Origin of the sequence: Halothiobacillus sp., from assembly GCF_027346185.1 — a bacterium.
Taxonomy (GTDB): domain Bacteria; phylum Pseudomonadota; class Gammaproteobacteria; order Halothiobacillales; family Halothiobacillaceae; genus Halothiobacillus.
In genome coordinates, this window is sequence record NZ_DAIESY010000042.1 from 36,141 (window position 1) to 56,711 (window position 20,571).

Genomic DNA, 20,571 nt, shown 5'->3' on the forward strand with positions numbered 1-20,571 from the left:
CATTTTTGGGGTGCATGGGCATCTCGAAAGGTTTTTTCGAGGTGCCCTATGATTTTCGGTCAAGTTATATTCGGCTTGTCTTGCATGGATTCTGATTTCTCCGACACTAATCGGTGTCTGAGTTGATTGGTTCCAACCCTGATTTAAAGGTCTTTTTTTTGAATCACACTCCCCCCAAGCCACCATTACCTAGCAATGAAAGCGAGCGTTTGCGCGTCATGCGTGAGCTTGATTTTCTCAATGACGAACTCAATGATTTTTTTCTGCGTAAAGTAAAAATACTCTGTCGTGTGTTCGATGTGCCGATCGCGTTAATGGCATTAACCTATGAGCACCATCAACACTTCAAGGTGGTATTTGGGCTTGATCTTGATGGCATTGAGCGCGAAAAGGCGCTGTGCTCATTCACACAACTTCCTCCTTATGATCCTTTGGTGATACCCGATACCCGGCTAGATCCACGTTCCCAAGACTCCGAGCTGGTAACGGGGGCTTATGGTGTGCGGTTCTATGCCGGGGTAGCGCTTGTGCTCGACGAGCAGTTTGCTGTGGGTACGCTGTGCATTATGGATACCGAGCCCCGCTCGTTTTCTGCTGATGAGCAAATCCTGCTCCAGGATTTTGCGCTCAATCTGTCTGAGGTGCTGCAAGCCAGGCTCGATGCCGAGCGCAGTGCCGAACTGCAACGCCAGAACGTGCGGGTCGGGCTAGAGCTCAATACCATTTTGCAGACGGCTGCCATCGGGATCATTCGTATTGATAAGCATGGGCGAATCGAGGCAGTCAATCCCAAAGCTCGAGCGTTGTTTGGCTATTCCGAACAGGAAATGCTCGGGCACAATGTGTCCATGCTAATGCCAGAACCCTGGCGCAGCGCCCATGATGGCTATTTGATGCGGTTTTTGGCGACGCGTGATCCCAAGGTCATCGGGATTGGTCGACGGGTCGACGGTGAGCGCAAGGATGGATCGCGCTTTCCGTTTAATTTGGCAGTCAGTGAGTTGCGCGTCGATGGCGTAAGCCAGTTTGTGGGCTTTGTATCGGATATCAGCGACCAGTTTGAGGTCGAACAAGCCCTGGAGCGAGAACGGGCGCTGCTGCGCTCGGTTATCGATAGCTCGACCAACCCCATTGCGGCCGTCAATGCCGCGAACGAGTTCATTCTACTCAACACATCGTTTGCTCGTCTGCTTGGCAAGCCAGTTGAAGCTGTGCTGGGGCTTAAGTCCGAACTTTTTTTGCCGCCCCAAGCCATGAAGGTTAACCGTGAGACTAATGCGCGTGTCTGGGCTTGCGGCTCATCGATTTCCACTCGAACGCCGATCGAGATTGCAGGCCAAAAGCGTGTCTTTGAAACCAATAAATCCCCTTTGCGCGATGAACAGGGCAGGCAAATCGGCGTTGTGACGGTTGCTCAGGATGTCAGCGAGCTCGATCGTATCACCTCCGATTTACTGGCGATGCAGCAGCTGCGCGATATGAGCGAGCGCTATGGTCAAAGTGGATCATGGGCATTGGATCCGCTCACCGATCGCGTCAAAATCAGTGCCGGTTTGGCCCGCTTATTGGGGCTTGAGCCAGAAACGACAGAAGCAGAGCGTCGGGTCATCTTTGAACGCGTTCATCCCGAAGACCGAGCTGCCATTGAAGCGGCGTTCACGCAGGAGTTATTCGAGGGGCAATCAATTCGGTTCGCGTATCGTGTACGCGATGCCAATGGCGATTGGCGCCACCTTCGTGCTCGAGGCAATGCCATTTTTGATGATGGCGGGCAGGTGACTCAGTTTGTCGGTATCACGCAGGATGTGACCGAAGAGGTTCGTGCGCAGGAAAAAATGGATGCGCAGCAACAACTGCTTGGTGGGCTGAACAAGGCCGTACAGTCCTTTTTAACCGCTGTGGCTGGCGATAAAAGTGTCTGGTCGCAATTGCTCGGAGAATTGCTTGCCGTTACCGATGCCGAATTCGGCTTTATTGGCGAAGTACTCTATGGCATCAAGTCCACACCGTGCCTGAAAATTCACGCCATCACCAATCTGTCCTGGAGTGCCGAATCCGATGCGCTCTTCGAGCGCGTGATGGCCGGTGACATGATGTTTTGCAATCCAGACAACCTCATCGGCGAAGTTATGAAAAGCCGCGCGCCGGTGATCGTGCCTGAACTGGCAACCGATTCGAGGCGCGGCGGGTTCCCTCCGGGGCATCCGCAATTGAGCAATTATCTGGGCATACCCTTATTCCGTGGCGAGGAGCTGGTTGGTGTTCTGGCGATTGCCAATCGCCAGAAGGGTGTTGGCAGTGAACTTGTTGATTTTTTAACCCCCTTCGCCAGCTCCTGCGCGATTTTGATCGTCAGCCTGCGCCAGCAATTGGAGCGCATGAAATTCGAGCAGGATTTGATTGAGAGCAGAAAGGCAGCCGATCGTGCGAACAAGGCCAAGTCCATGTTCCTCTCCAGCATGTCGCATGAGTTACGCACGCCGCTGAACGCAATTCTCGGGTTTACCCAACTGATGGCGGCCAGTCGTCGGGAGCCATTAACCGAAAAACAAAGCGGATTTGTCTACCACATCCTCAAAGCGGGGCAACATTTGTTGACGTTGATCAACGATGTACTGAATCTGGCGAAAATCGAAGCCGGTGAGATGACGCTCTCGCTGGAAACGCTGGATTTGGGCGCTATTTTGGTCGATGCATTGAATATGGTGGCGGATAATGCCGTCTCGACCAGCATTGCGCTGATCAATGAACTCGACTCTGCGCCATACGCAACCAAGCCGCTGTTGATTTGCGCGGACTTAACGCGATCCCGCCAAGTGCTGATCAACGTGTTGACGAACGCGATCAAATATAACCGTGTGGGTGGTTCGGTTCGGGTGCGGTATTTGCCCGGTCGCCAGAACGATGCCGGCGCATGGCTGCATGGATTGGCGATTGAAGATACGGGCATGGGTATTCCCGCTGCGCAACAACATCGCCTGTTTCGTCCCTTCGAACGATTGGGTCAGGAAGCGGGCACCATTGAGGGGACAGGGATCGGCTTACTGATCACCCGCCAGCTCATCGAGTTGATGAATGGCGAAATCCGCTTTGAAAGTGAAGAAGGTAAAGGCACCACGTTTTTTATCTGGTGGCCGGCGGCTAAAGAAGGCAATGCCTGCGGCGAGCAGCCCGCTTCGGAGCAATCCAATGAAACGTTTGCGCCAAACAACGCGGTTTCGGTTGAGTCGGTAAAAATCACTGTGCTTTATGTTGAAGATAACCCCTCCAACAGCGCGCTGATGCAAAGTATCGTGGACGACCGCGAAGACATAAGGCTTATTCTGGCACCCGATGGCGAGCAGGGCCTGGAGCTGGCGCTGACCGAACAGCCCGATCTGATTTTGATGGACATCAATCTGCCGGGTATGTCGGGCCAGCAGGTGGCCGCGAAGCTCAAGCAATGGGTGGATACCGCGTCTATTCTCATTGTGGCGCTATCGGCAGATGCCACCGCGCCGATGCAGCAGTCGGTGAAGCAATCGGGTTTATTTGATCGCTACTTAAGTAAGCCGATTGATGTGATGCAATTAACGCGGCTATTTGATGAATTGATTGCCGGTCGCTCTGCCGATGACCACGGTTTTTGAAGGCTCCTCTGGTTAAAACAGAGCTTCCTCAAAATCGGCCAAGGTTAGCGATTATCAACGACAAGGAAATTGAGCATGGCGCCCGAAAATAATGCACTCGATCCCCAAGGGGAGGCGCCACAAGTGCTCGACGCGCGAATTTTGATTGTGGACGACAATCACGCCAACCTTGCGGTGTTGGCCGAGTTTTTAGACATGGAAGGCTTCACCCAGGTAACGACCGAGAGTGACCCGCGCCATGCGGTAGCGCTATGGCAAGAACAGCCTTTTGATTTGTTGTTGCTCGATATTCGTATGCCGCACATGAATGGGCATGAGGTCATGGCGGCGCTTAAAGCCACGCTCAAACCCGATGATTATCTGCCCTGCATTGTCCTGACCGCACAAATGGATCGGGAAACGCGCCAAGCGGCTTTGGCTGCGGGTGCGATCGATTTCATTTCCAAGCCATTTGATTTTGAAGAAACGCTCAAGCGTATTAACACAGCCTTAAACACACGTTTACTGCACCAGCAAAAACGCAATCAACTCTCCGATTTTCGTCGACGTCTCGAAGAGCAAGCCTTCGAGCTGCAAGAAAAAGAACACAACCTTGACTATTTGGCCACTCACGATTCGGTGACGGGCTTGCTCAATCGCCGTGCACTCACCGAACGGCTGCGCTCACAGATGATCATGGCGCAATCCGACGCGTTCAGTTGTGCCCTGGTTGAGGTGACCGATTCGGATCAATTTCTGCTAATTGAAGGCGTTGAATCTGTTGATTTTTTCTTGAGAACCGTGTCGACTCGTCTCAAAATGATCATGGACGATCACTTTGGCATTTGTGGTGTTTGGGGTGGGCAAACCTTTCTTTGTGCCTTGCCGTTCGCCGGTGAGGCCGCAGGTAGCGTGTTTGATCGTCTGGCCAAGGCCGTATTTGCACCGGTAGACGATTTTGATGTTGTCGTCACGCTGCACGGACGAGGTGGTTATTCCAGTGTTCGGCCAAAAGAAGTGGAAACGCAGCAGGCTATTGACGCCACCGTGCGCCGGGCGGGATTCGCGCTTGCCAGCCAACACAAACGAAGCAATCTGGTGGTGGAGTTCAACCAGATCATGGAGGACACCGCTCTGCGGCGTAATCTGTTGGAGCGTGAACTCGCCCTGGCGATGGCGCAGGAACCAACGCAGTTTTTTCTGCAATTTCAACCCAAAGTGGATTTAACCCACGAGACCATCGTGGGCGGTGAGGCGCTGCTTCGCTGGCAGCATCCGGAATTGGGTTTTATCTCGCCGGTTGATTTTATTCCCATTGCCGAAGAAAAAGGCCAAATAGAAGCACTTGGCCTGATTGTGATCGAGTACGCTTTGCAGTTTGTGCGCCAGATGCAAGCGGAACTGGGGCGTGCGGTGCCCATTGCGGTGAATGTATCGGGCGTGCAGCTTGAGTTGATGCAGGCCAAGGGGCAAAGTTTCGTCGCAGAAATCCAGCGCCTGTTGAGTCAATACGCCGTGGCACCATCGCTATTGGAGTTGGAAATTACCGAGTCGGCGTTGATGATCGGTTTCGATTGGGTCATCGATACGCTGCACCAGTTGCGCGCTATGGATATTTCGGTGGCCTTGGATGATTTTGGTACAGGCTATTCCTCGTTCGCCTATATACAGAATCTGCCGATTTCCACCCTGAAAATCGACCGTGCCTTTGTCGATAATGCTGCAAACAGTCCACGCCAAGCTGCGTTATTGGGCGCGATTGTACGCATGGCGCTGGATCTTGGCCTGACGACGGTAGCCGAGGGCGTGGAAACGCTGGAAGACATCATGCTTCTTCGGCAATTCAATTGCCCGATTGCTCAGGGCTACTATTACAGCCGCCCGCTCATGCCCGATGATTTCATCGCATTGCTTCGGCAACCGAGTTGTGCCCCTGCCGTGTCATAATGCACCCTTGCTTTCGTTCTCCACTTTTTTGCCCTCATCTTATTTAGAACTTACACCATGTCTGATTCCAAACTCGATCCCCGCCAAGCGGCTCTCGATTACCATGAGTTTCCCCTGCCGGGTAAAACCGCAACGGCCATCACCAAGCCGGCGCAATCCGCCCGTGATCTTGCGCTGGCTTATTCACCCGGCGTGGCTGAACCCGTTCGTGCCATTGCCGCGAACCCGGATGATGCCTATCGCTATACCAACAAGGGCAACCTTGTGGCTGTGATTTCCGATGGCTCGGCCATTCTGGGTCTCGGGAATCTCGGTGCGCTGGCGAGCAAGCCGGTAATGGAAGGCAAGGCGCTTCTGTTCAAGAAATTCGCGAACATCGACGCGATTGACCTTGAAGTGGAAACCCAGGAGCCGGGGGAATTCATTGATACCGTGCGTCGGTTGGGGACGAGTTTCGGCGGCATCAATCTGGAAGATATTTCCGCCCCGCGTTGTTTTGAAATCGAACGCGCGTTGATCGAGGCGATGGATATCCCCGTATTCCACGACGATCAGCATGGCACGGCCATCATTATCGCCGCCGGTTTGGTCAATGCATTGAAAATTCAGGGAAAAAAACTCGAAGATATTCGATTGGTATTGGTGGGCGCGGGTGCCGCCGGTACGGCGACCTTGCGATTGTTGCTGGATATGGGGCTAAATCGCGAGCAGCTGCGCGTGGTGGATAAAGTCGGCGTCCTGCACACCGGTTTGACCGATCTGCCGGCACACCATGCCGCCGTAGTGGCCGAAACCGATGACCGGACACTTGAAGATGCCCTGCGTGGTGCCGATGTGTTCCTCGGACTGTCCGCACCGAACCTGTTGAGTGCCGAGATGCTCAAAAGCATGGCCGCTCGCCCGGTGGTGTTCGCGCTGGCCAATCCGGATCCTGAAATCCGCCCGGAATTGGCGCACAGCGTGCGTGATGATCTGATCATGGCGACGGGACGCAGCGATTATCCCAATCAGGTGAACAATGTGCTGGCGTTCCCGTTCATTTTCCGTGGTACGCTCGATTGCCGCGCATCGCGCATCACGCCGAACATGAAAATCGCCTGCGTCGAGGCGCTGGCGGCGCTGGCGCGTGAACCCGTGCCCGAGAGCGTGCTGTCGGTCTACGGGGTCGATACATTGACCTTCGGCACCGAGTACATTCTGCCCAAGCCATTCGACCCGCGCCTCATTGAGCGGCTGCCCGCCGCAATCGCTGCCGCCGCCGAGAAAGACGGCGTGGCGCGAATGGCTTATCGGCCTTATCCGTCTTCATCGAACGCGTGAGCGAACATTCGTTGGCGCAGCAAGATATGTATCAGGTTATGTCTGAACCGACATCTTCGGGTTCGTCGCCTGCCGTGAGCCGTGCTTGGCTCATCGACTCCCACGCGCAGATCTGGCGAGCATGGCACGGGGCGGATAAAACCCGTGTTGATGCCGATGGCCAGCCTGTCGGCGCGCTTTTAGGGTTCGCCGATGCCTTGTTGACACTGCTCGAATCGGTGTTCGACCAAAACATCCAGCCACCTGTGGCGCCTCATGCCGAGCATGGGCCCGTGATTGTCTGTACCTTCGATGCACCGTGCAATCGCAGCTTCCGGCAAGCCATCTACCCCGCATACAAGGCCCACCGTCCGCCCGCACCCGCCGAGCTGACCGCACAACTCCCGCGCTGCCGCGCCCTGGCCGAGGCGGCTGGCCTCTGTGCCATCGATCATCCGGGCTATGAAGCCGACGATGTAATCGGCACCCTCGTGCAGCGTTTGCGCAAACGAAACCGTGCCGTCACCATCATTACCGGCGATAAGGATCTGGCCCAGTTGCTGGGGCCGGATGATCGCTGGTTCAACCCGATGCGGCAAAAAGTGCTGGCGTACGGCGACGTGGAACGGCACTTTGGCGTTAAACCGCAGCAAATCGCGGACTGGCTCGCACTGACCGGGGATACCGCCGACAATATCCCCGGCGTGCCTGGCATCGGCCCGCGAATTGCCGGTAATCTGCTCAAGAAACACGGCACGATCGATGGGATTTACGCCAATCTGGCTGCTGTATACGGCATGAAATTCCGCGGGGCGCCGCGCGTGCAGAAACTGCTGGCCGAAAATGAGCCCTTGGTGCGTTTGTCGCGCCAGCTCACCGGCATTGTGTGCGATCTGCCCTTGAACCTTACCCCTTCCCCCTGGTTGGGTATCGGCGAGAATCTGCCTCAACTTCTGCGTGCGGCGGGTGTTGATGAGTACCGGATCGCCCGCTGGGCGCGGCTGCCCCGGTTTGAGAAATCGCAATCGGTTGCCGCCTGATGACATGTTGATTGCGTTCAACAAACCATTCGATGTCCTCTCGCAGTTCACGCCGGAACCCGGTTCTTCCGCGGCCACACTGGCCGATTTCATCAATCAGCCGAATGTCTATGCGGCAGGTCGGCTGGATCGGGATAGCGAAGGATTGTTGCTCCTGACCGATGATGGTCGTTTGCAGGCGCGACTCACGCAACCCGATGCCAAGCAGCCCAAAACCTATCTGGCTCAAGTTGAGGGCGAAATCACGCCGGAGGCATTGAGTCAATTGCAGGCCGGTGTGGTGCTCAAAGACGGCAAAACTCGCCCTGCCGCGGCGCGTGCCGTGCCGGAACCCGACTGGCTTTGGCCGAGGACACCGCCGATTCGCCTTCGAAAGAATATCCCGACCACCTGGATTGAATTGACGATTACCGAAGGCAAAAACCGCCAGGTGCGCCGGATGACAGCAGCGGTTGGTTTCCCGACACTTCGCCTGATCCGTATTGCCGTGGGCGGCTATCGACTGGGCGAACTTCAGCCGGGTCAATGGATTCATATTGAGCCATAATCAACATTTGAGCGAATAAGTCGGAGGGTGTTGGTGATGTCTGTCTCTTTGAACAAGCAAGAAAAATGTCTGCGCCGTTTTCGCTGGCAGACCTCGATTGCATTGGTCGGTGTGGCTTCGGTGACGGGCGCCGCGTTCGCCGATCCGGGTGATGTCGTCACGGTCAAACGACTGGGTATGCCGCTGGCGGCCAAGATCGCGGAAAAGGCGGTCGAGGTCTGTCAGGGGCGTGGTTACAACGTCAGTGCCGTCGTGGTGGATCGTGCGGGTGATCCGCAAGTGGTGATGCGGGGTACGCAGGCGAATCGGTTTACGATTCAGATCGCCACCGACAAGGCGCGTGCGGTTATTCTCTCGGGTGTGGATTCCAGCGTGTTCCGGCGCAACCGTGAAGACATCCGTATGGAGATGGATCATGTGGATGGCCTTCTGGTGCTGGATGGCGGCGTGCGGATCGATTCGGCGGGCACCTTGATCGGCGCGCTGGGCGTCAGTGGCGCGCCCGGCGGCGACAAGGACGAAGCTTGTGCCCGCGCAGCGGTTGAAGCCTACGTCGGCCGATTGGATCTGCCCTGATCCACCACCGGCGCTACTGCTGGCTGAGCGCTGTGTCCGGGCGCGCCAGACAGGTTGGTAAAACGGTGCCTTTCAGCGTGATGGTGGCCGTATTGCCCTTCGACCAGAACACCGTGGCCGGGTCGTTTTCAGCAACGTAGCGCGCGCCATCGGCAGACACACTCCGATTTAGCCTGATCGTCTGCCCCTCTATCACCATCGTCACCGAATCTGTTTGGCCGGATACTGTGACCGGTATCGACCCGCACATCATCGCGGTTGTGAACCCTTCGGTTTCAAATGGTTTGAGCATCACGACGCCAAGCTGCGGCTTGTCCGTGCTGACCGTGATCGGCTCGGAAATCCAGATGATCCGATTGGCCGAAACAATGCTGGCGCGCAACAGGTAAGGGTGGTTGACCATTAACCGTCCCTTGGGAATCAGCAATTGGAAATCGATAGGCACTTGCTTGCCGTTCAGCGGGATATGCTCTTCGGTGATCAGTTGATCCGGCTGTGTGCCGTCATGCAGTTCGATGACAGCGGTGCTGTCGGTTGGCAAGGCGATTCGCGCCTTGTAACTGAGGCTGCCTGTGAACACGGTATCGGTTTGGGTTACCGCCGGAGTGGCGCCGAAAAAGGGGAATGAAGCGCATCCGCTGAGCCCCAACAGGGTGACACCCAGCAGAGACAGAACAGCGAAAAAGCGGGTTCGAACAGACCAAGTCAGGGGCGTGGACGACAATTTGTAATGCATGGTCAACTCCTGCTGAGAATGAATCGGCTGATTGTACTTCTGGGCACCTCGAAAAACCTACTGCGCGACCCGATTGCTGCGTTGGGCGGTGCTCGCTCCATCGCCTATCTATTTGATATGTCTCGGCGCTGCGCTCCGGCCGCCTTGCACTCGGACCGCTCGTGACGGTTTTTCGAGGTGCCCTTCTGTCCGGGATTCCCTGCCTGTTGGCGTTATTGATGATCCATTCCCTATGACCAATATGTTTTTATAGCTATTCTGGTTATGATGTCCAAATGTGGCAAATTGATGCAGGAAAGGGGTGGTTTATGAGCGAGTCTCAAGAAAGTACGCATGTTTATCGGCATGGTCGGGGAACGGATGAAAGTCACCGTCGCGATCAGGCCCTGTTCAAACAACTGCTGATCGACCATAAGCAGCTTCGGCGTGAAACCGAGGCGTTGCCGAACGGCATTCGTGTGCAGACGACGAGCGAGAACCCTGAGCTGGTTCGTATCATTCAGGAGCATGTCGAAGGGATGAAAGTTCGGTTTGGCAGTGGCCGCGCCATTCGGTCATGGGACCCGTTATTCAGCGCCCTGTTCGAATACCGCGAAGAGATTTCCATGGTCTACCGGAACATAGAAAATGGCGTAGAAGCGGAATTGACGGCGGATGATCCCAAATTGATCGAGCTGATCCATGCCCATGATCTGACATTGCATCAGTTCGTTGAACGGGGATTCGAGGCCTCCCGGCACGCGAGCCCCGTCCCTGAATGGGTGCAGGAGGCTTACCGGTCGGCTTGACGCTCGGGGGCTATGCCGGTGTTGGGACAGCCATACTGGTGATACAATCTTTGTTGCTGGCCTTCGATCCATTGCTTGATTTCTTCGGTCAGCGCGTCGGCTTTCTTCCCTGCAATGGGGATGGGCGGCCCGATCACAACATGAATGGTGCCGGGGTATTTCAGAAACTGTCCCTTTTTCCAGTGGCACCCGCTATTGAGCGCAATGGGGATCACATCTGCCTTGGCCTGGAGTGCGAGCATCGCCGCACCGATCTTGTAACTGGGTTCGGCGTCCGGGCTGTAACGGGTTCCTTCGGGGAAAATAATCACATCCCGCCCCTGGCCCATCGCCAGCTTCCCTTGCTTGATAATCTGCTTGAGTGCCTGGCTGCCTGCCTTCCGGTCAATGGCGATGGGGCCCATGCCCGCCAGGCCGGTGCCGAAAATCGGAATCCAGAGCAGTTCCTTTTTCAGAACAAAGGCGGGTTGATGCAATAGCTGGGGCAAAATCATCGAATCCCAGGTGGACTGATGCTTGGATGCGATCAACCGCCCAGGCGCTCCGGCAAGATGCTCGCGCCCCTCGATCTGCCAGCGCAACCCCACGATGATGCGTGCGAGCCAGAACACGACAAACCCGTAACTGAACATCACGTAATACCGCCGCCGCGCGGGCAGCAACCAGCCGATCAGCATGACCGGGATATACGGGATGAGCATCACATAACTGATCAGCAGAAATAAAAGGGAGCGAATAAACGCGAGCGGCATATTGATCGTGTCCGTTTAACCATTGAGTTGCGCCAGATCGGCAATGCTGAGGAACAACGCGCCGGTCTGTTGCAGCAGAGCCAGCCGGTTGCGTCGAATGGCCGGGTCGTCCGCCATGACCATCACTTCATCGAAGAAACGGTCAATCGGTGCCCGCAGCTGGGCCAGCTCCGTGAGCGCGTCGGTGTATGCGCGCTCAGCTGTGGCGGCACGAATGCGCGGTGTTATCTCAGTTACCGCGTCAAACAACGCTTTTTCGGCGGCTTCGTGTAGCAGATCGACTTGAATGTGACCGTCGACCGGCTGTTCCTGTTTCTTCAGAATATTCTGGATGCGCTTGTTTCCGGCGGTGAGCGGTTCGGCTTCCGGCAGATTCAGGAATTCGTTGACCGCCACCATGCGTTGTTCGAAGTCCAGCGGTCGGGTCGTGCCCACGGCGGCGACAGCGGCAAACACATCGGCGCGGATGGCGCGATCGAGGCTGAAGCGGTATTGCCGTTCGGTGATGAATTCAAAAACGGCCTGTACATGCTCGACGGCTTCCGGAATGATCGAATCAAGGCCTTTGGCCGCCTGTTCCAGCAAGGATTTGAGATCAAGATCCAGTTGTTGCTCGACGATGATGCGCAGCACGCCCAGCGCCGCACGACGCAGGGCGAACGGGTCCTTGGCACCGGTCGGCGCCTGGCCGATGGCGAAAATCCCCATCAGGGTGTCGAGCCGGTCGGCCAGTGCGACTGCCTGCGACACCGCATCGCCAGGCAACGCGTCTCCGGCTCGGCGTGGCAGGTAGTAATCGTCTTGCGCTTGCGCGACGGCCGCGGGCTCGCCGTCGTGGGTGGCCAGATAACGCCCCATGATGCCTTGCAGCTCGGGGAATTCACCCACCATGTGGCTTTGCAGGTCGCATTTGCACAGGCGCGCCGCACGCCGTGTCTGCGTAACGTCGCCGCCGATCAGCTCGGCAATGTACTCGGCAAGCCGTTCAACACGGATGGTCTTGTCGAACAAACTGCCCATACGCTGCTGGAAGATCACCGTTTTCAGCGAGTCCAGATGCGATTCCAGCGTGTGTTTACGGTCTTCATTCCAAAAGAACAGCGCATCGGCGAACCGCGGACGAATCACGCGCTCGTTGCCTTCGCGCACCGCAGCGGGGTTCTTGCTGTCGATGTTGGCGATGGTGATGAACCACGGCAGCAGGCGGTTTTGCGCATCGACCAGCGGGAAGTATTTCTGGTTGCCCTGCATGGTGGAAATCAGCGCCTCGTGCGGCACTTGCAGGAAAGATTCCTCGAATTTGCCTGCCACGGCCACGGGCCATTCGACCAGTGCGGTCACTTCATCCAGCAGATCTTCATCCACACGTGCCGTGCCGCCGAGTTCGCTCGCGATGGCTTCGATCTGCGCCTGAATTTTGTTGCGCCGTGCCGCGAAATCGGCAAGCACAAAGCCTTGCTTCTCCAGCACGTCGGCATAGCTTGCGGGGGATTCGATGGTAATGGCTGCCGGGTGATGGAAGCGGTGGCCGAAGGTTTCTCGACCGGCTTTCACGCCCAGAATCTCGGTGTCGATGACCGTGTTGCCGTGCAGGGCAACTGCCCAGTGAACCGGACGGATGAATTCCACCTCATGGCTGCCCCAGCGCATCCGCTTGGGCGTGGGGAGTTTGTCCAATGCGCGGGCAATGGCGGCTGGAATAATCTCGGCGGCGGTTTTGCCCGGTTGGGTGTGGCGATACACGAGCCAGGTGCCCTTGTCCGTTTCGATTTTTTCGAGTGCGTCCACCGTCACGCCGCAGGAGCGGGCGAAGCCTTCCAGTGCGCGACTGGGCTTACCTTCCGCGTCGAAGGCGCTTGCCAGTGCCGGGCCCTTGCGCTCAACGGCCTGTTCGGGCGTGCTGGCGGCCACGTCGCGAATCAGCACGGCCATGCGGCGGGGCGCGGCGTAGCTTTGATGCGTTCCAAAGGATAGCCCCGCTTCGCGAAGTCCAGTCAGAAGTTCTTCGGTCAGGGCATCGCTCAAACGCAGCAGCGCTTTGGGGGGCAGTTCTTCGGTGCCCAGTTCGAATAGAAAATCGGCGCGATCAGTCATGTGGATAGTCCAGAAAAGCGTAACTTTTTAGTAAGCCATTATTTATTAAGCTGTGGCGTTGCGTGCCAGCATCGGAAAGCCTAGGGCCTCACGACGGGCGTAATAGGCTTCGGCCACACCGCGAGCGAGGGTGCGCACACGCAGAATAAAGCGTTGGCGCTCGGTGACGGAAATGGCGCGGCGCGCGTCCAGCAGGTTGAAGGCATGCGAGGCCTTCAGTACTTGCTCGTAAGCGGGCAGCGGCAGGCCGAGTTCCACCAGACGCAGTGATTCGCGCTCGGCCTGATCGAACAGCCCGAACAGGAAGGCGGTGTCGGCCTGTTCGAAGTTGTAGGTGGATTGTTCCACTTCGTTTTGGTGATACACATCGCCATAGGTGATGATGCCCGCCTCACTCTTGCTCCAGACGAGATCGTAGACGCTCTGCACGCCCTGCATGTACATGGCCAAGCGTTCGAGACCGTAGGTGATTTCGCCGGAAACCGGGCGGCAATCGAGTCCGCCGATCTGCTGGAAGTAGGTGAATTGCGTGACTTCCATGCCGTTGAGCCACACTTCCCAACCCAGACCCCAGGCGCCGAGCGTGGGCGATTCCCAGTTGTCTTCCACGAAGCGGATGTCGTGGGTGAGCGGGTCGAAGCCCAGCAGGGCGAGCGAGTCGAGGTAGAGTTGCTGGATGTTGTCTGGTGAGGGTTTGAGCAGCACCTGAAATTGATAATAGTGCTGCAAACGGTTCGGATTCTCGCCATAGCGGCCATCGGTCGGGCGGCGGGAGGGCTGGACATAAGCGGCGCGCCACTGCTCCGGGCCAATCGCGCGCAGGAAGGTCGCCGGGTGGAAGGTGCCCGCGCCAACCTCGATATCCAAAGGTTGCAGCACGGCGCAACCCTGATTCGCCCAGAACTCGGACAGGGCGAGAATCAATCCCTGAAACGTGGATAAATCGTGATGGGTGTTCATTTCAATCGGCATAACAGGCTCATCGGCGGCGAATAAATGGCGCTTAGTATACTGAAGTTGAACGATCATCGGTGGCGCAAACGGGGCGTGGCGTGGTATTTTCGGCCTCTTTCAATTTTGAATTCATCCTTTGGACGCCACAGGCGCGGACCCGGTAATGGACCAACAACTCGACCAAGAACTCAATATCAGCCAAGCCATCGCGCTTGCCGTTGACCGGCGCGACCTTTCGCGTGAAGACATGCGCAGCGTGATGCGCCAGATCATGTCGGGTGGTGCAACGCCGGTGCAGGTAGCCGGCTTTATGGTCGCGCTGCGGATGAAAGGCGAAACCGTCGATGAAATCACCGCCGCCGCCGAGGTCATGCGCGAGCTGGCCGTTGGCGTGCGCGTCGATGTGCCGAACCTTGTGGATATTGTGGGCACGGGCGGAGACGGTTCGGCTTTATTTAATGTGTCCACCGCGTCGGGGTTTGTGGTGGCGGCGGCGGGGGGGCATGTCGCCAAGCACGGCAATCGATCCATTACGAGCAAATCCGGCAGTGCCGATATGTTGGAAGCGGCAGGCGTGGCGCTGGATGTGTCCGCTGATTGCGTGGCCGAATGTGTGCGTGAGTTGGGCGTGGGCTTCATGTTTGCGCCCAAGCATCACGGCTCGATGCGCCATGCCGCCGTGCCCCGCAAGGAGCTGGGCGTGCGTACGCTGTTCAATGTACTCGGGCCGCTCACCAATCCGGCGAATGCGCCCTCGATGGTGCTGGGCGTGTATGCCGAACAGTGGCTCGAACCACTGGCGGCCGTGATGCGCCTGTTGGGTGCCTGTCACGTTCTGGTCGTGCACAGCCACGATGGGCTGGATGAAATCAGCCTCGCCGAGGCGACCGAAGTGGCCGAGTTGCATCAAGGAAAAATCCACCGCTACCAGATTACGCCGGAGCAGTTCGGTATTAAGCGCCAGCCTTTGACTTCCATGATCGTGACAGGTCCGGAGCAAAGCGTGAGCTTGGTGCGTTCAGCCCTAGGCGGAACAGCAGGCCCTGTTGCCGATATGATTGCGCTCAATGCTGGTTCGGCGATTTACGCCGCCGACCTGACCGATACATTGGCAGAGGGCATTGCCCGTGCGCAGGCGATTCTGAAATCTGGTACCGCACTGGCTAAACTCGATGCCCTGATTGCCAAAACCCAGGCCTGCCGGAATTCCACACATGACTGATACACCCGACATTCTGAAAAAAATCATCGCTCGAAAATGGGCCGAAGTGGCCGAGCGCAGCGCGATTCTCCCGCTGACGGAGCTGGCGCTGTTGGCTCGTGAGGCGGATGCGCCGCGTGGTTTTGTCGCTGCATTGCGCCGAAAGATTGCTGCAGGTCAAGCCGCTGTCATAGCCGAGGTGAAGAAAGCCTCCCCCAGCCGGGGCGTGCTGCGTGACCCGTTCCACCCGGCCGAAATCGCCCGGCAATACGAAGCGGGTGGTGCCGCCTGTTTATCCGTGCTGACCGATCATGATTTTTTTCAAGGCAATGAAGACTATCTGCGTGAAGCGCGCGCGGCCTGCCGGTTGCCGGTGCTCCGCAAGGACTTCATGGTCGATGAATATCAGGTGGTCGAAGCGCGTGCGATGGGTGCCGACTGCATTTTGCTGATCGTTGCCGCATTAAGCGATAGCGAAATGGCAGCCCTGCATAAGCAAGCGACCGATCTGGGCATGGATGTGCTGGTCGAGGTGCATGATGCCAACGAACTGCAACGCGCCCTGGCTCTGGGCATCGACATGGTGGGCATCAACAACCGCGATCTGCGTACGTTCGACGTCACGCTCGACACCACGCTTGAACTATTGAGCCAGATTCCACCGGATATTCTGGTCGTTACCGAGAGCGGCATCCTATCGCCAACCGATGTCGAGCGGATGCGCAGTAATCATGTGCATGCCTTTTTGGTCGGTGAAGCATTCATGCGCGCCGACGATCCGGGCGTGGCGCTGCACCATCTTTTTGGAGGAACAAGCAAATGAAAGCACGGGTGAAATGGGTCGAAGGCATGGCCTTCATGGCCGAATCCGATAGCGGGCACGGCATCATGCTCGATGGTTCGCCGGATATCGGCGGGCGGAATCTGGGCGCGCGGCCCATGGAAATGGTGCTGATGGGGCTGGGCGGTTGTACCGCCATCGACGTGATGGTCATTCTTGGCAAACAACGCCAGCCGGTCGAAGACTGCTGGATCGAGCTCGATGCCGAACGCGCCGATGTGGCCGCGCCCAAGGTATTCACCAAGATTCATGTGCATTATGTCGTCAAAGGTTCGGGGCTTGATCCGAAACAGGTCGAACGCGCGGTCAAACTCTCGGCAGAGAAGTACTGCTCGGTTTCGGCGATGCTGAAAAACAGCGTGGATATTACCTACGACTTCGAGATTCGCGGATCGTAAGATCAGATCGATACCATCCGGTAAAACTCAAGGACCGGTTCGATATTGGTGTAGTTTGGTACATCTGCTTCGATTACCGGCCAGTGCGGTTCAAAAGCAGCAAGAAACGAGTCTTTTGAATCAAATTCAAAGTGACAGATCGCGGCATAGGTGGCCGGACTTCCCGGTTTTTCCCCACCCATGCCTTCGTCGATCGTCACGCGACGGTAGCCCGGGTGCTTGCCAACCAGTTCGAGCGTCATCGGGATATGGCGTTCCAGATAGTAGGCCATGTCAAATCGCCCATCGGGCCGATTCGGGTAAAAAATACTGATTTTGACCATGAGGTTTGATCCTTAGTGTGTCGGTATTGCCCGGGCGATTAATTCCACCGGATGCAAAACGGGTGAACCCAGCCCGACAGCGATATGCGTTGCACAGCCAATATTGGCCGAAACCAAAAAATCGGGATCCAGTTGTTCAATTTCATCGAGTTTCGGTGCGCGCAGTGCGTCGGCCTGATCGGGATACATTAATACATGCATTCCGGCCGCCCCACAGCAGCGGTCATTGTTGGCCAGTGGTACGAGATTCAACTCCGGGACTCTTTGCAACAGTCGCTCGGTGCTGCGAGGTTGTTTGAGCACGCGGGTCTGGCTGCAGGGTAAATGAATGGCCACGCGCGCCGGGATTGGTTGCAACTGGGGCCATTGGTCATCGGGAACTTGGGCGAGGAAATCGGTGATTTCCACAAAGGGCACATTATTTTGCTCTCGCTGAAGTTCGCTGGCGCAGGCAGTGCCGATGACGACGATGGCGCTTAAGTTCCTGTCAGCAAATGCCGTGCGGTTTGCCGCACGCAGACGGGTAGCCTCCGAGATATCGCCGCCGTGTTGGTGCATGGCGCCGCAGCAAACTTGATCGGTGGGTATCTCCACCGCATAACCCAGGGCATTGAGCACTTTGATGCTGGCACGCACGGCATCACTATTTAATGCCTCGCCGGTGCAGCCGATGAAAAGCCCGACGGTTTTGGTCGTGGCCTCTGGCGCGGGGGCGGTGCCTATCCTGCCATTCGGACGGAATCGCCTGGGAAGAACGGGCGGCAGGATTTGCCCCGTTCGTCCGCCAAAGCGACGAATCATGTCGGTTACCTTTAATCGGTCAAGCAGGGAGAGCGCAGTCCAAACTGCACCGAAGAACTGTCTCTGACTCAATACATGGTGACGCAACCAAATCCAGCGTTTGAAGGCGGCTCGCGGTCGTGTATTGGCTGTCGCTGATGCGAATTCATCGTGTGCCAGTGCGTCGCGAACTTCGTCGATCAGTTCGCCATAATTAACGAGCGAAGGGCAAACCGATTCACAGGCGTGGCAGGTAAGGCAACCATCAAGATGTGCCACCACGCCCGCATCGAGCGCGAGTGTGCCGCTCGCCAAACCGAGTGCGAGACTGATGCGCCCGCGCGGACCGTCCGCTTCATTGTGAGACAGGGCAAAGGTGGGGCAGTGGGGGACGCAGATGCCGCACATCACACAGTCGAGCGCATGGTGTTTGATGCGCATCTTTGCGTTTGAGCGGTCGGTGGAATCTGTCGGCGTGTTCATGCTCGCATCAAACCATGCGGCACTATTCGAGGCAAGTTGTGCAGCTGGCCGGAAGGAGCACAGTGAAATATACTTGCAATCCTTGAGTATTTTAGTTTATTCTAATACCGTTAATTGCTGATTTCCTTTGGTGGTTCTTGTTGCCGGCCCTTGCGTCGGCTCTTTTTTTGCCCACAAAACTTGTCGGAAGAAACCCGGTTCATCACCAAATGTCGAATTCGGCATCAGAATCACTTGTCAGTGGCGGCATGTTTCGCTAGAATCGCCGCCTCTTTGAATTAATGTCCGTTTTTCGGCACTCTTTTCGCTTCTTTGGGAGCTATATAAATGAAAACATTTTCCGCCAAGTCGGCAGAAGTCAAGCGCGACTGGTTTGTGATCGACGCATCAGGCAAAACCCTCGGCCGCTTGGCGACTGAAGTGGCGCGTCGCCTGCGTGGCAAGCATAAAGCTGAATTCACGCCGCATGTGGATACCGGCGATTACATCATCATCGTCAACGCGAAAGACGTCAAAGTCACCGGCAACAAAGCGCAAGACAAGATGTACCACTTCCATACGGGCTTCATCGGTAACATGAAGCACTTCACGTTCGAGAAAATGATCGAACGTGCGCCTGAGCGCGTCATCGAAATGGCGGTCAAAGGCATGTTGCCCAAGAACCCGCTGGGTCGCGACATGTTCCGCAAGCTCAAAGTATATGCCGGTGGTGAACACAATCACGCGGCGCAGCAACCCAAACCGCTTGATATCTGATCGGAGAATCATCAGTCATGGCAGTCACCCAAAATTACGGTACCGGTCGTCGCAAAACATCTGCGGCACGGGTTTTTCTTCGTCCTGGTAACGGCACGATCACCATCAACGGTAAAACCATCGAAGACTTCTTCGGTCGTGAAACGGCACGCATGGTCGTTCGTCAGCCTTTGGAACTGCTCGAAGTGGGTGACCGCTTCGATGTGTTCTGCACCGTGGCCGGTGGCGGCCCCAGCGGTCAATCAGGTGCGATTCGTCACGGCCTGACCCGTGCATTGATGGAGTACGATGAAAGCTTCCGTGGCAAGCTGCGTACCGCTGGATTTGTGACTCGTGATGCGCGTGAAGTGGAACGTAAGAAAGTCGGCCTGCGTAAAGCACGTCGCGCGGTTCAGTTCTCCAAGCGTTAATTATCCGCAGAGCCCGCTTGCCGGGCTCGCAAAAAAACCCGCCCAATGTGGCGGGTTTTTTTATGGTTACTACTATCGGGTTGTGTTTATTTCAGTCGAGGCATTTCTGCCCGATTCGAATAGCTGCGCCGCCAGTTGTGCTCGTTGGACGGTGATGCTTCGATTATGCCTAATTCGATTATCCGGATGATGAGCTGATGTTATCCCGCCACGGTTGATCGCAGCAACGTATCGCACGGCCGTTATCGACGGGGGCAATGAGGGGTGATGTGCTCGCAAGTCTTCGAGCAAGGTGTGCTCGATGGCAAACTATTGGCGCGGTTTCAATGCAGCCCCAACCAGCCCGCAACCATTGGTGCGCGGTAGCTCACCAGATACCACACGCCAACACCGATGATGGTGGCAATAACAAAGGCAAGCCAGCCGGCGAAGTGTAGATTGGGATTCTGCACCGTTTCATCGGGTTTGAGCGCGCGCTTGCCGGTAATCATGGCTTGAACCAAGGGTTCGTGTTTTTTGAATTGATAGAAGGCAATGGCCAAGAGGTGCAGGGCAATCAGACCCAGCAGGATGTTGAAATTGACGTCGTGGATGTACGTCAGAAAATCCTGCGTATTTTCAGAAACATATCCTGAAAAAGGGCCTTCATTGTAGATCTGGTCATTGGCGAACAGCCCGGTGCCCAGTTGAACCAGGATCGAGATGATCATCGCCAGAACGGACAGCGCACCGAGCGGGTTGTGACCCAGCCATATGCCTTTATGGGCGCCCTTGATGTACGCAATGATATGCCTGGGATGATGGACGAAATGGCTGAAGCGCGCCGTATCACTGCCGATGATGCCCCAAACGAGTCGAAACACGATCAAACCGATCAGCGCATAACCGATGGTCATGTGCAGGCCGAGCCGATCGAGGATATCGGCAGTAAACCACATCGCGAAAATACCGATCACGAGCAACCAGTGGAATAGGCGGGTGGGCAGATCCCAGACTTTGACAGTGCGGGGGGTGGATTTATCTGAAGTGGGCACGACT

19 protein-coding genes are annotated in these 20,571 nt (G+C 56.5%); 12 read left to right on the top strand and 7 right to left on the bottom strand.

The genetic code is table 11. The features are described from left to right. Window positions 1-158 precede the first annotated feature (158 nt). The 6 genes from M7R55_RS03220 (at window position 159) to M7R55_RS03245 (ending at window position 9,017) form a co-directional block, all read left to right on the top strand. Window positions 159-3,629, top strand: a complete 3,471-nt coding sequence (locus tag M7R55_RS03220) for a PAS domain S-box protein (RefSeq protein WP_298218467.1) — start codon at window positions 159-161, stop codon at window positions 3,627-3,629. A 75-nt stretch (window positions 3,630-3,704) separates the two neighbouring features. Next, window positions 3,705-5,555: an EAL domain-containing protein gene (locus tag M7R55_RS03225; RefSeq protein WP_298218469.1), complete on the top strand. Its 1,851-nt coding sequence runs from the start codon at window positions 3,705-3,707 to the stop codon at window positions 5,553-5,555. Window positions 5,556-5,612: 57 nt separating this feature from the next. Next, complete coding sequence (locus tag M7R55_RS03230; protein ID WP_298218471.1) at window positions 5,613-6,875, top strand: malic enzyme-like NAD(P)-binding protein; 1,263 nt, start codon at window positions 5,613-5,615, stop codon at window positions 6,873-6,875. A 38-nt stretch (window positions 6,876-6,913) separates the two neighbouring features. After that, window positions 6,914-7,894 carry a 5'-3' exonuclease H3TH domain-containing protein gene (locus M7R55_RS03235; protein ID WP_298218472.1) on the top strand — a complete coding sequence of 327 codons (981 nt, stop codon included), beginning with the start codon at window positions 6,914-6,916 and terminating at the stop codon, window positions 7,892-7,894. Between the two features lie 4 nt (window positions 7,895-7,898). After that, the gene (locus M7R55_RS03240; RefSeq protein ID WP_298218474.1) at window positions 7,899-8,441 is read left to right on the top strand and encodes an rRNA large subunit pseudouridine synthase E; all 543 of its coding nucleotides are present in this window, start codon (window positions 7,899-7,901) and stop codon (window positions 8,439-8,441) included. 36 nt (window positions 8,442-8,477) lie between these two features. After that, a complete protein-coding gene (locus M7R55_RS03245) occupies window positions 8,478-9,017 on the top strand; it encodes a heme-binding protein (RefSeq protein WP_298218476.1) in 540 nt (179 codons plus the stop codon). 13 nt (window positions 9,018-9,030) lie between these two features. Here the strand turns inward: M7R55_RS03245 and M7R55_RS03250 are convergent, their stop codons facing one another. Continuing rightward, on the bottom strand, window positions 9,031-9,753 hold the full coding sequence (locus M7R55_RS03250) for a YbaY family lipoprotein (protein WP_298218478.1): 723 nt from the start codon (window positions 9,751-9,753) through the stop codon (window positions 9,031-9,033). A 308-nt stretch (window positions 9,754-10,061) separates the two neighbouring features. On the opposite strand from M7R55_RS03250, the gene M7R55_RS03255 reads away from it, so the two are divergent. After that, complete coding sequence (locus tag M7R55_RS03255) at window positions 10,062-10,541, top strand: hypothetical protein (RefSeq protein WP_298218480.1); 480 nt, start codon at window positions 10,062-10,064, stop codon at window positions 10,539-10,541. On the opposite strand, the gene M7R55_RS03260 is transcribed toward M7R55_RS03255, so the two are convergent. From M7R55_RS03260 to glyQ, 3 genes are read right to left on the bottom strand one after another with little or no spacing between them, the layout of a single operon-like run. After that, the gene (locus M7R55_RS03260; protein WP_298218481.1) at window positions 10,526-11,293 is read right to left on the bottom strand and encodes a lysophospholipid acyltransferase family protein; all 768 of its coding nucleotides are present in this window, start codon (window positions 11,291-11,293) and stop codon (window positions 10,526-10,528) included. The genes M7R55_RS03255 and M7R55_RS03260 overlap by 16 nt on opposite strands. Window positions 11,294-11,308: 15 nt before the next feature. Then, the gene (gene glyS, locus M7R55_RS03265; RefSeq protein WP_298218482.1) at window positions 11,309-13,387 is read right to left on the bottom strand and encodes a glycine--tRNA ligase subunit beta; all 2,079 of its coding nucleotides are present in this window, start codon (window positions 13,385-13,387) and stop codon (window positions 11,309-11,311) included. 45 nt (window positions 13,388-13,432) lie between these two features. Continuing rightward, entirely contained in the window at window positions 13,433-14,359 is a 927-nt protein-coding gene (gene glyQ, locus M7R55_RS03270) for a glycine--tRNA ligase subunit alpha (protein WP_298218483.1), read from the bottom strand. Between the two features lie 145 nt (window positions 14,360-14,504). On the opposite strand from glyQ, the gene trpD reads away from it, so the two are divergent. The 3 genes from trpD to M7R55_RS03285 are packed head-to-tail and all read left to right on the top strand — an operon-like array spanning window position 14,505 to window position 16,781. Then, window positions 14,505-15,563 (top strand): anthranilate phosphoribosyltransferase, encoded by a 1,059-nt coding sequence (gene trpD, locus M7R55_RS03275; protein WP_298218484.1) that lies wholly within the window; start codon window positions 14,505-14,507, stop codon window positions 15,561-15,563. Beyond that, window positions 15,556-16,365, top strand: coding sequence for an indole-3-glycerol phosphate synthase TrpC (gene trpC / locus M7R55_RS03280; protein ID WP_298218485.1), 810 nt, complete (start codon window positions 15,556-15,558; stop codon window positions 16,363-16,365). Before trpD ends, trpC begins: the two co-directional genes overlap by 8 nt. Further along, window positions 16,362-16,781 carry an OsmC family protein gene (locus M7R55_RS03285; RefSeq protein WP_298218486.1) on the top strand — a complete coding sequence of 140 codons (420 nt, stop codon included), beginning with the start codon at window positions 16,362-16,364 and terminating at the stop codon, window positions 16,779-16,781. Before trpC ends, M7R55_RS03285 begins: the two co-directional genes overlap by 4 nt. Before the next feature lie 2 nt (window positions 16,782-16,783). On the opposite strand, the gene M7R55_RS03290 is transcribed toward M7R55_RS03285, so the two are convergent. Continuing rightward, window positions 16,784-17,104: an EthD family reductase gene (locus M7R55_RS03290; protein ID WP_298218487.1), complete on the bottom strand. Its 321-nt coding sequence runs from the start codon at window positions 17,102-17,104 to the stop codon at window positions 16,784-16,786. A 12-nt stretch (window positions 17,105-17,116) separates the two neighbouring features. Continuing rightward, complete coding sequence (locus M7R55_RS03295; RefSeq protein ID WP_298218488.1) at window positions 17,117-18,367, bottom strand: (Fe-S)-binding protein; 1,251 nt, start codon at window positions 18,365-18,367, stop codon at window positions 17,117-17,119. A 327-nt stretch (window positions 18,368-18,694) separates the two neighbouring features. Here M7R55_RS03295 and rplM point away from each other — a divergent pair, with 327 nt between their 5' ends. Then, a complete protein-coding gene (gene rplM / locus M7R55_RS03300) occupies window positions 18,695-19,123 on the top strand; it encodes a 50S ribosomal protein L13 (RefSeq protein WP_298218489.1) in 429 nt (142 codons plus the stop codon). A gap of 17 nt (window positions 19,124-19,140) precedes the next feature. Further along, window positions 19,141-19,533 carry a 30S ribosomal protein S9 gene (rpsI, locus tag M7R55_RS03305; RefSeq protein ID WP_012824896.1) on the top strand — a complete coding sequence of 131 codons (393 nt, stop codon included), beginning with the start codon at window positions 19,141-19,143 and terminating at the stop codon, window positions 19,531-19,533. Window positions 19,534-19,856: 323 nt separating this feature from the next. On the opposite strand, the gene M7R55_RS03310 is transcribed toward rpsI, so the two are convergent. Continuing rightward, complete coding sequence (locus M7R55_RS03310) at window positions 19,857-20,567, bottom strand: cytochrome b/b6 domain-containing protein (protein WP_298218491.1); 711 nt, start codon at window positions 20,565-20,567, stop codon at window positions 19,857-19,859. Window positions 20,568-20,571: the final 4 nt, after the last annotated feature.

Bases quoted from the DNA above. Each gene is read 5' to 3' on its own strand.
- M7R55_RS03240 (WP_298218474.1), top strand. From the start codon at position 7,899: ATGTTGATTGCGTTCAACAAACCATTCGATGTCCTCTCGCAGTTCACG.
- glyQ (WP_298218483.1), bottom strand. From the start codon at position 14,359: ATGCCGATTGAAATGAACACCCATCACGATTTATCCACGTTTCAGGGA.
- M7R55_RS03230 (WP_298218471.1), top strand. From the start codon at position 5,613: ATGTCTGATTCCAAACTCGATCCCCGCCAAGCGGCTCTCGATTACCAT.
- rplM (WP_298218489.1), top strand. From the start codon at position 18,695: ATGAAAACATTTTCCGCCAAGTCGGCAGAAGTCAAGCGCGACTGGTTT.
- trpC (WP_298218485.1), top strand. From the start codon at position 15,556: ATGACTGATACACCCGACATTCTGAAAAAAATCATCGCTCGAAAATGG.
- M7R55_RS03235 (WP_298218472.1), top strand. From the start codon at position 6,914: ATGTCTGAACCGACATCTTCGGGTTCGTCGCCTGCCGTGAGCCGTGCT.
- M7R55_RS03250 (WP_298218478.1), bottom strand. From the start codon at position 9,753: ATGCATTACAAATTGTCGTCCACGCCCCTGACTTGGTCTGTTCGAACC.
- M7R55_RS03255 (WP_298218480.1), top strand. From the start codon at position 10,062: ATGAGCGAGTCTCAAGAAAGTACGCATGTTTATCGGCATGGTCGGGGA.
- trpD (WP_298218484.1), top strand. From the start codon at position 14,505: ATGGACCAACAACTCGACCAAGAACTCAATATCAGCCAAGCCATCGCG.
- M7R55_RS03225 (WP_298218469.1), top strand. From the start codon at position 3,705: ATGGCGCCCGAAAATAATGCACTCGATCCCCAAGGGGAGGCGCCACAA.
- glyS (WP_298218482.1), bottom strand. From the start codon at position 13,387: ATGACTGATCGCGCCGATTTTCTATTCGAACTGGGCACCGAAGAACTG.
- M7R55_RS03285 (WP_298218486.1), top strand. From the start codon at position 16,362: ATGAAAGCACGGGTGAAATGGGTCGAAGGCATGGCCTTCATGGCCGAA.
- M7R55_RS03290 (WP_298218487.1), bottom strand. From the start codon at position 17,104: ATGGTCAAAATCAGTATTTTTTACCCGAATCGGCCCGATGGGCGATTT.
- rpsI (WP_012824896.1), top strand. From the start codon at position 19,141: ATGGCAGTCACCCAAAATTACGGTACCGGTCGTCGCAAAACATCTGCG.
- M7R55_RS03245 (WP_298218476.1), top strand. From the start codon at position 8,478: ATGTCTGTCTCTTTGAACAAGCAAGAAAAATGTCTGCGCCGTTTTCGC.
- M7R55_RS03260 (WP_298218481.1), bottom strand. From the start codon at position 11,293: ATGCCGCTCGCGTTTATTCGCTCCCTTTTATTTCTGCTGATCAGTTAT.
- M7R55_RS03295 (WP_298218488.1), bottom strand. From the start codon at position 18,367: ATGAACACGCCGACAGATTCCACCGACCGCTCAAACGCAAAGATGCGC.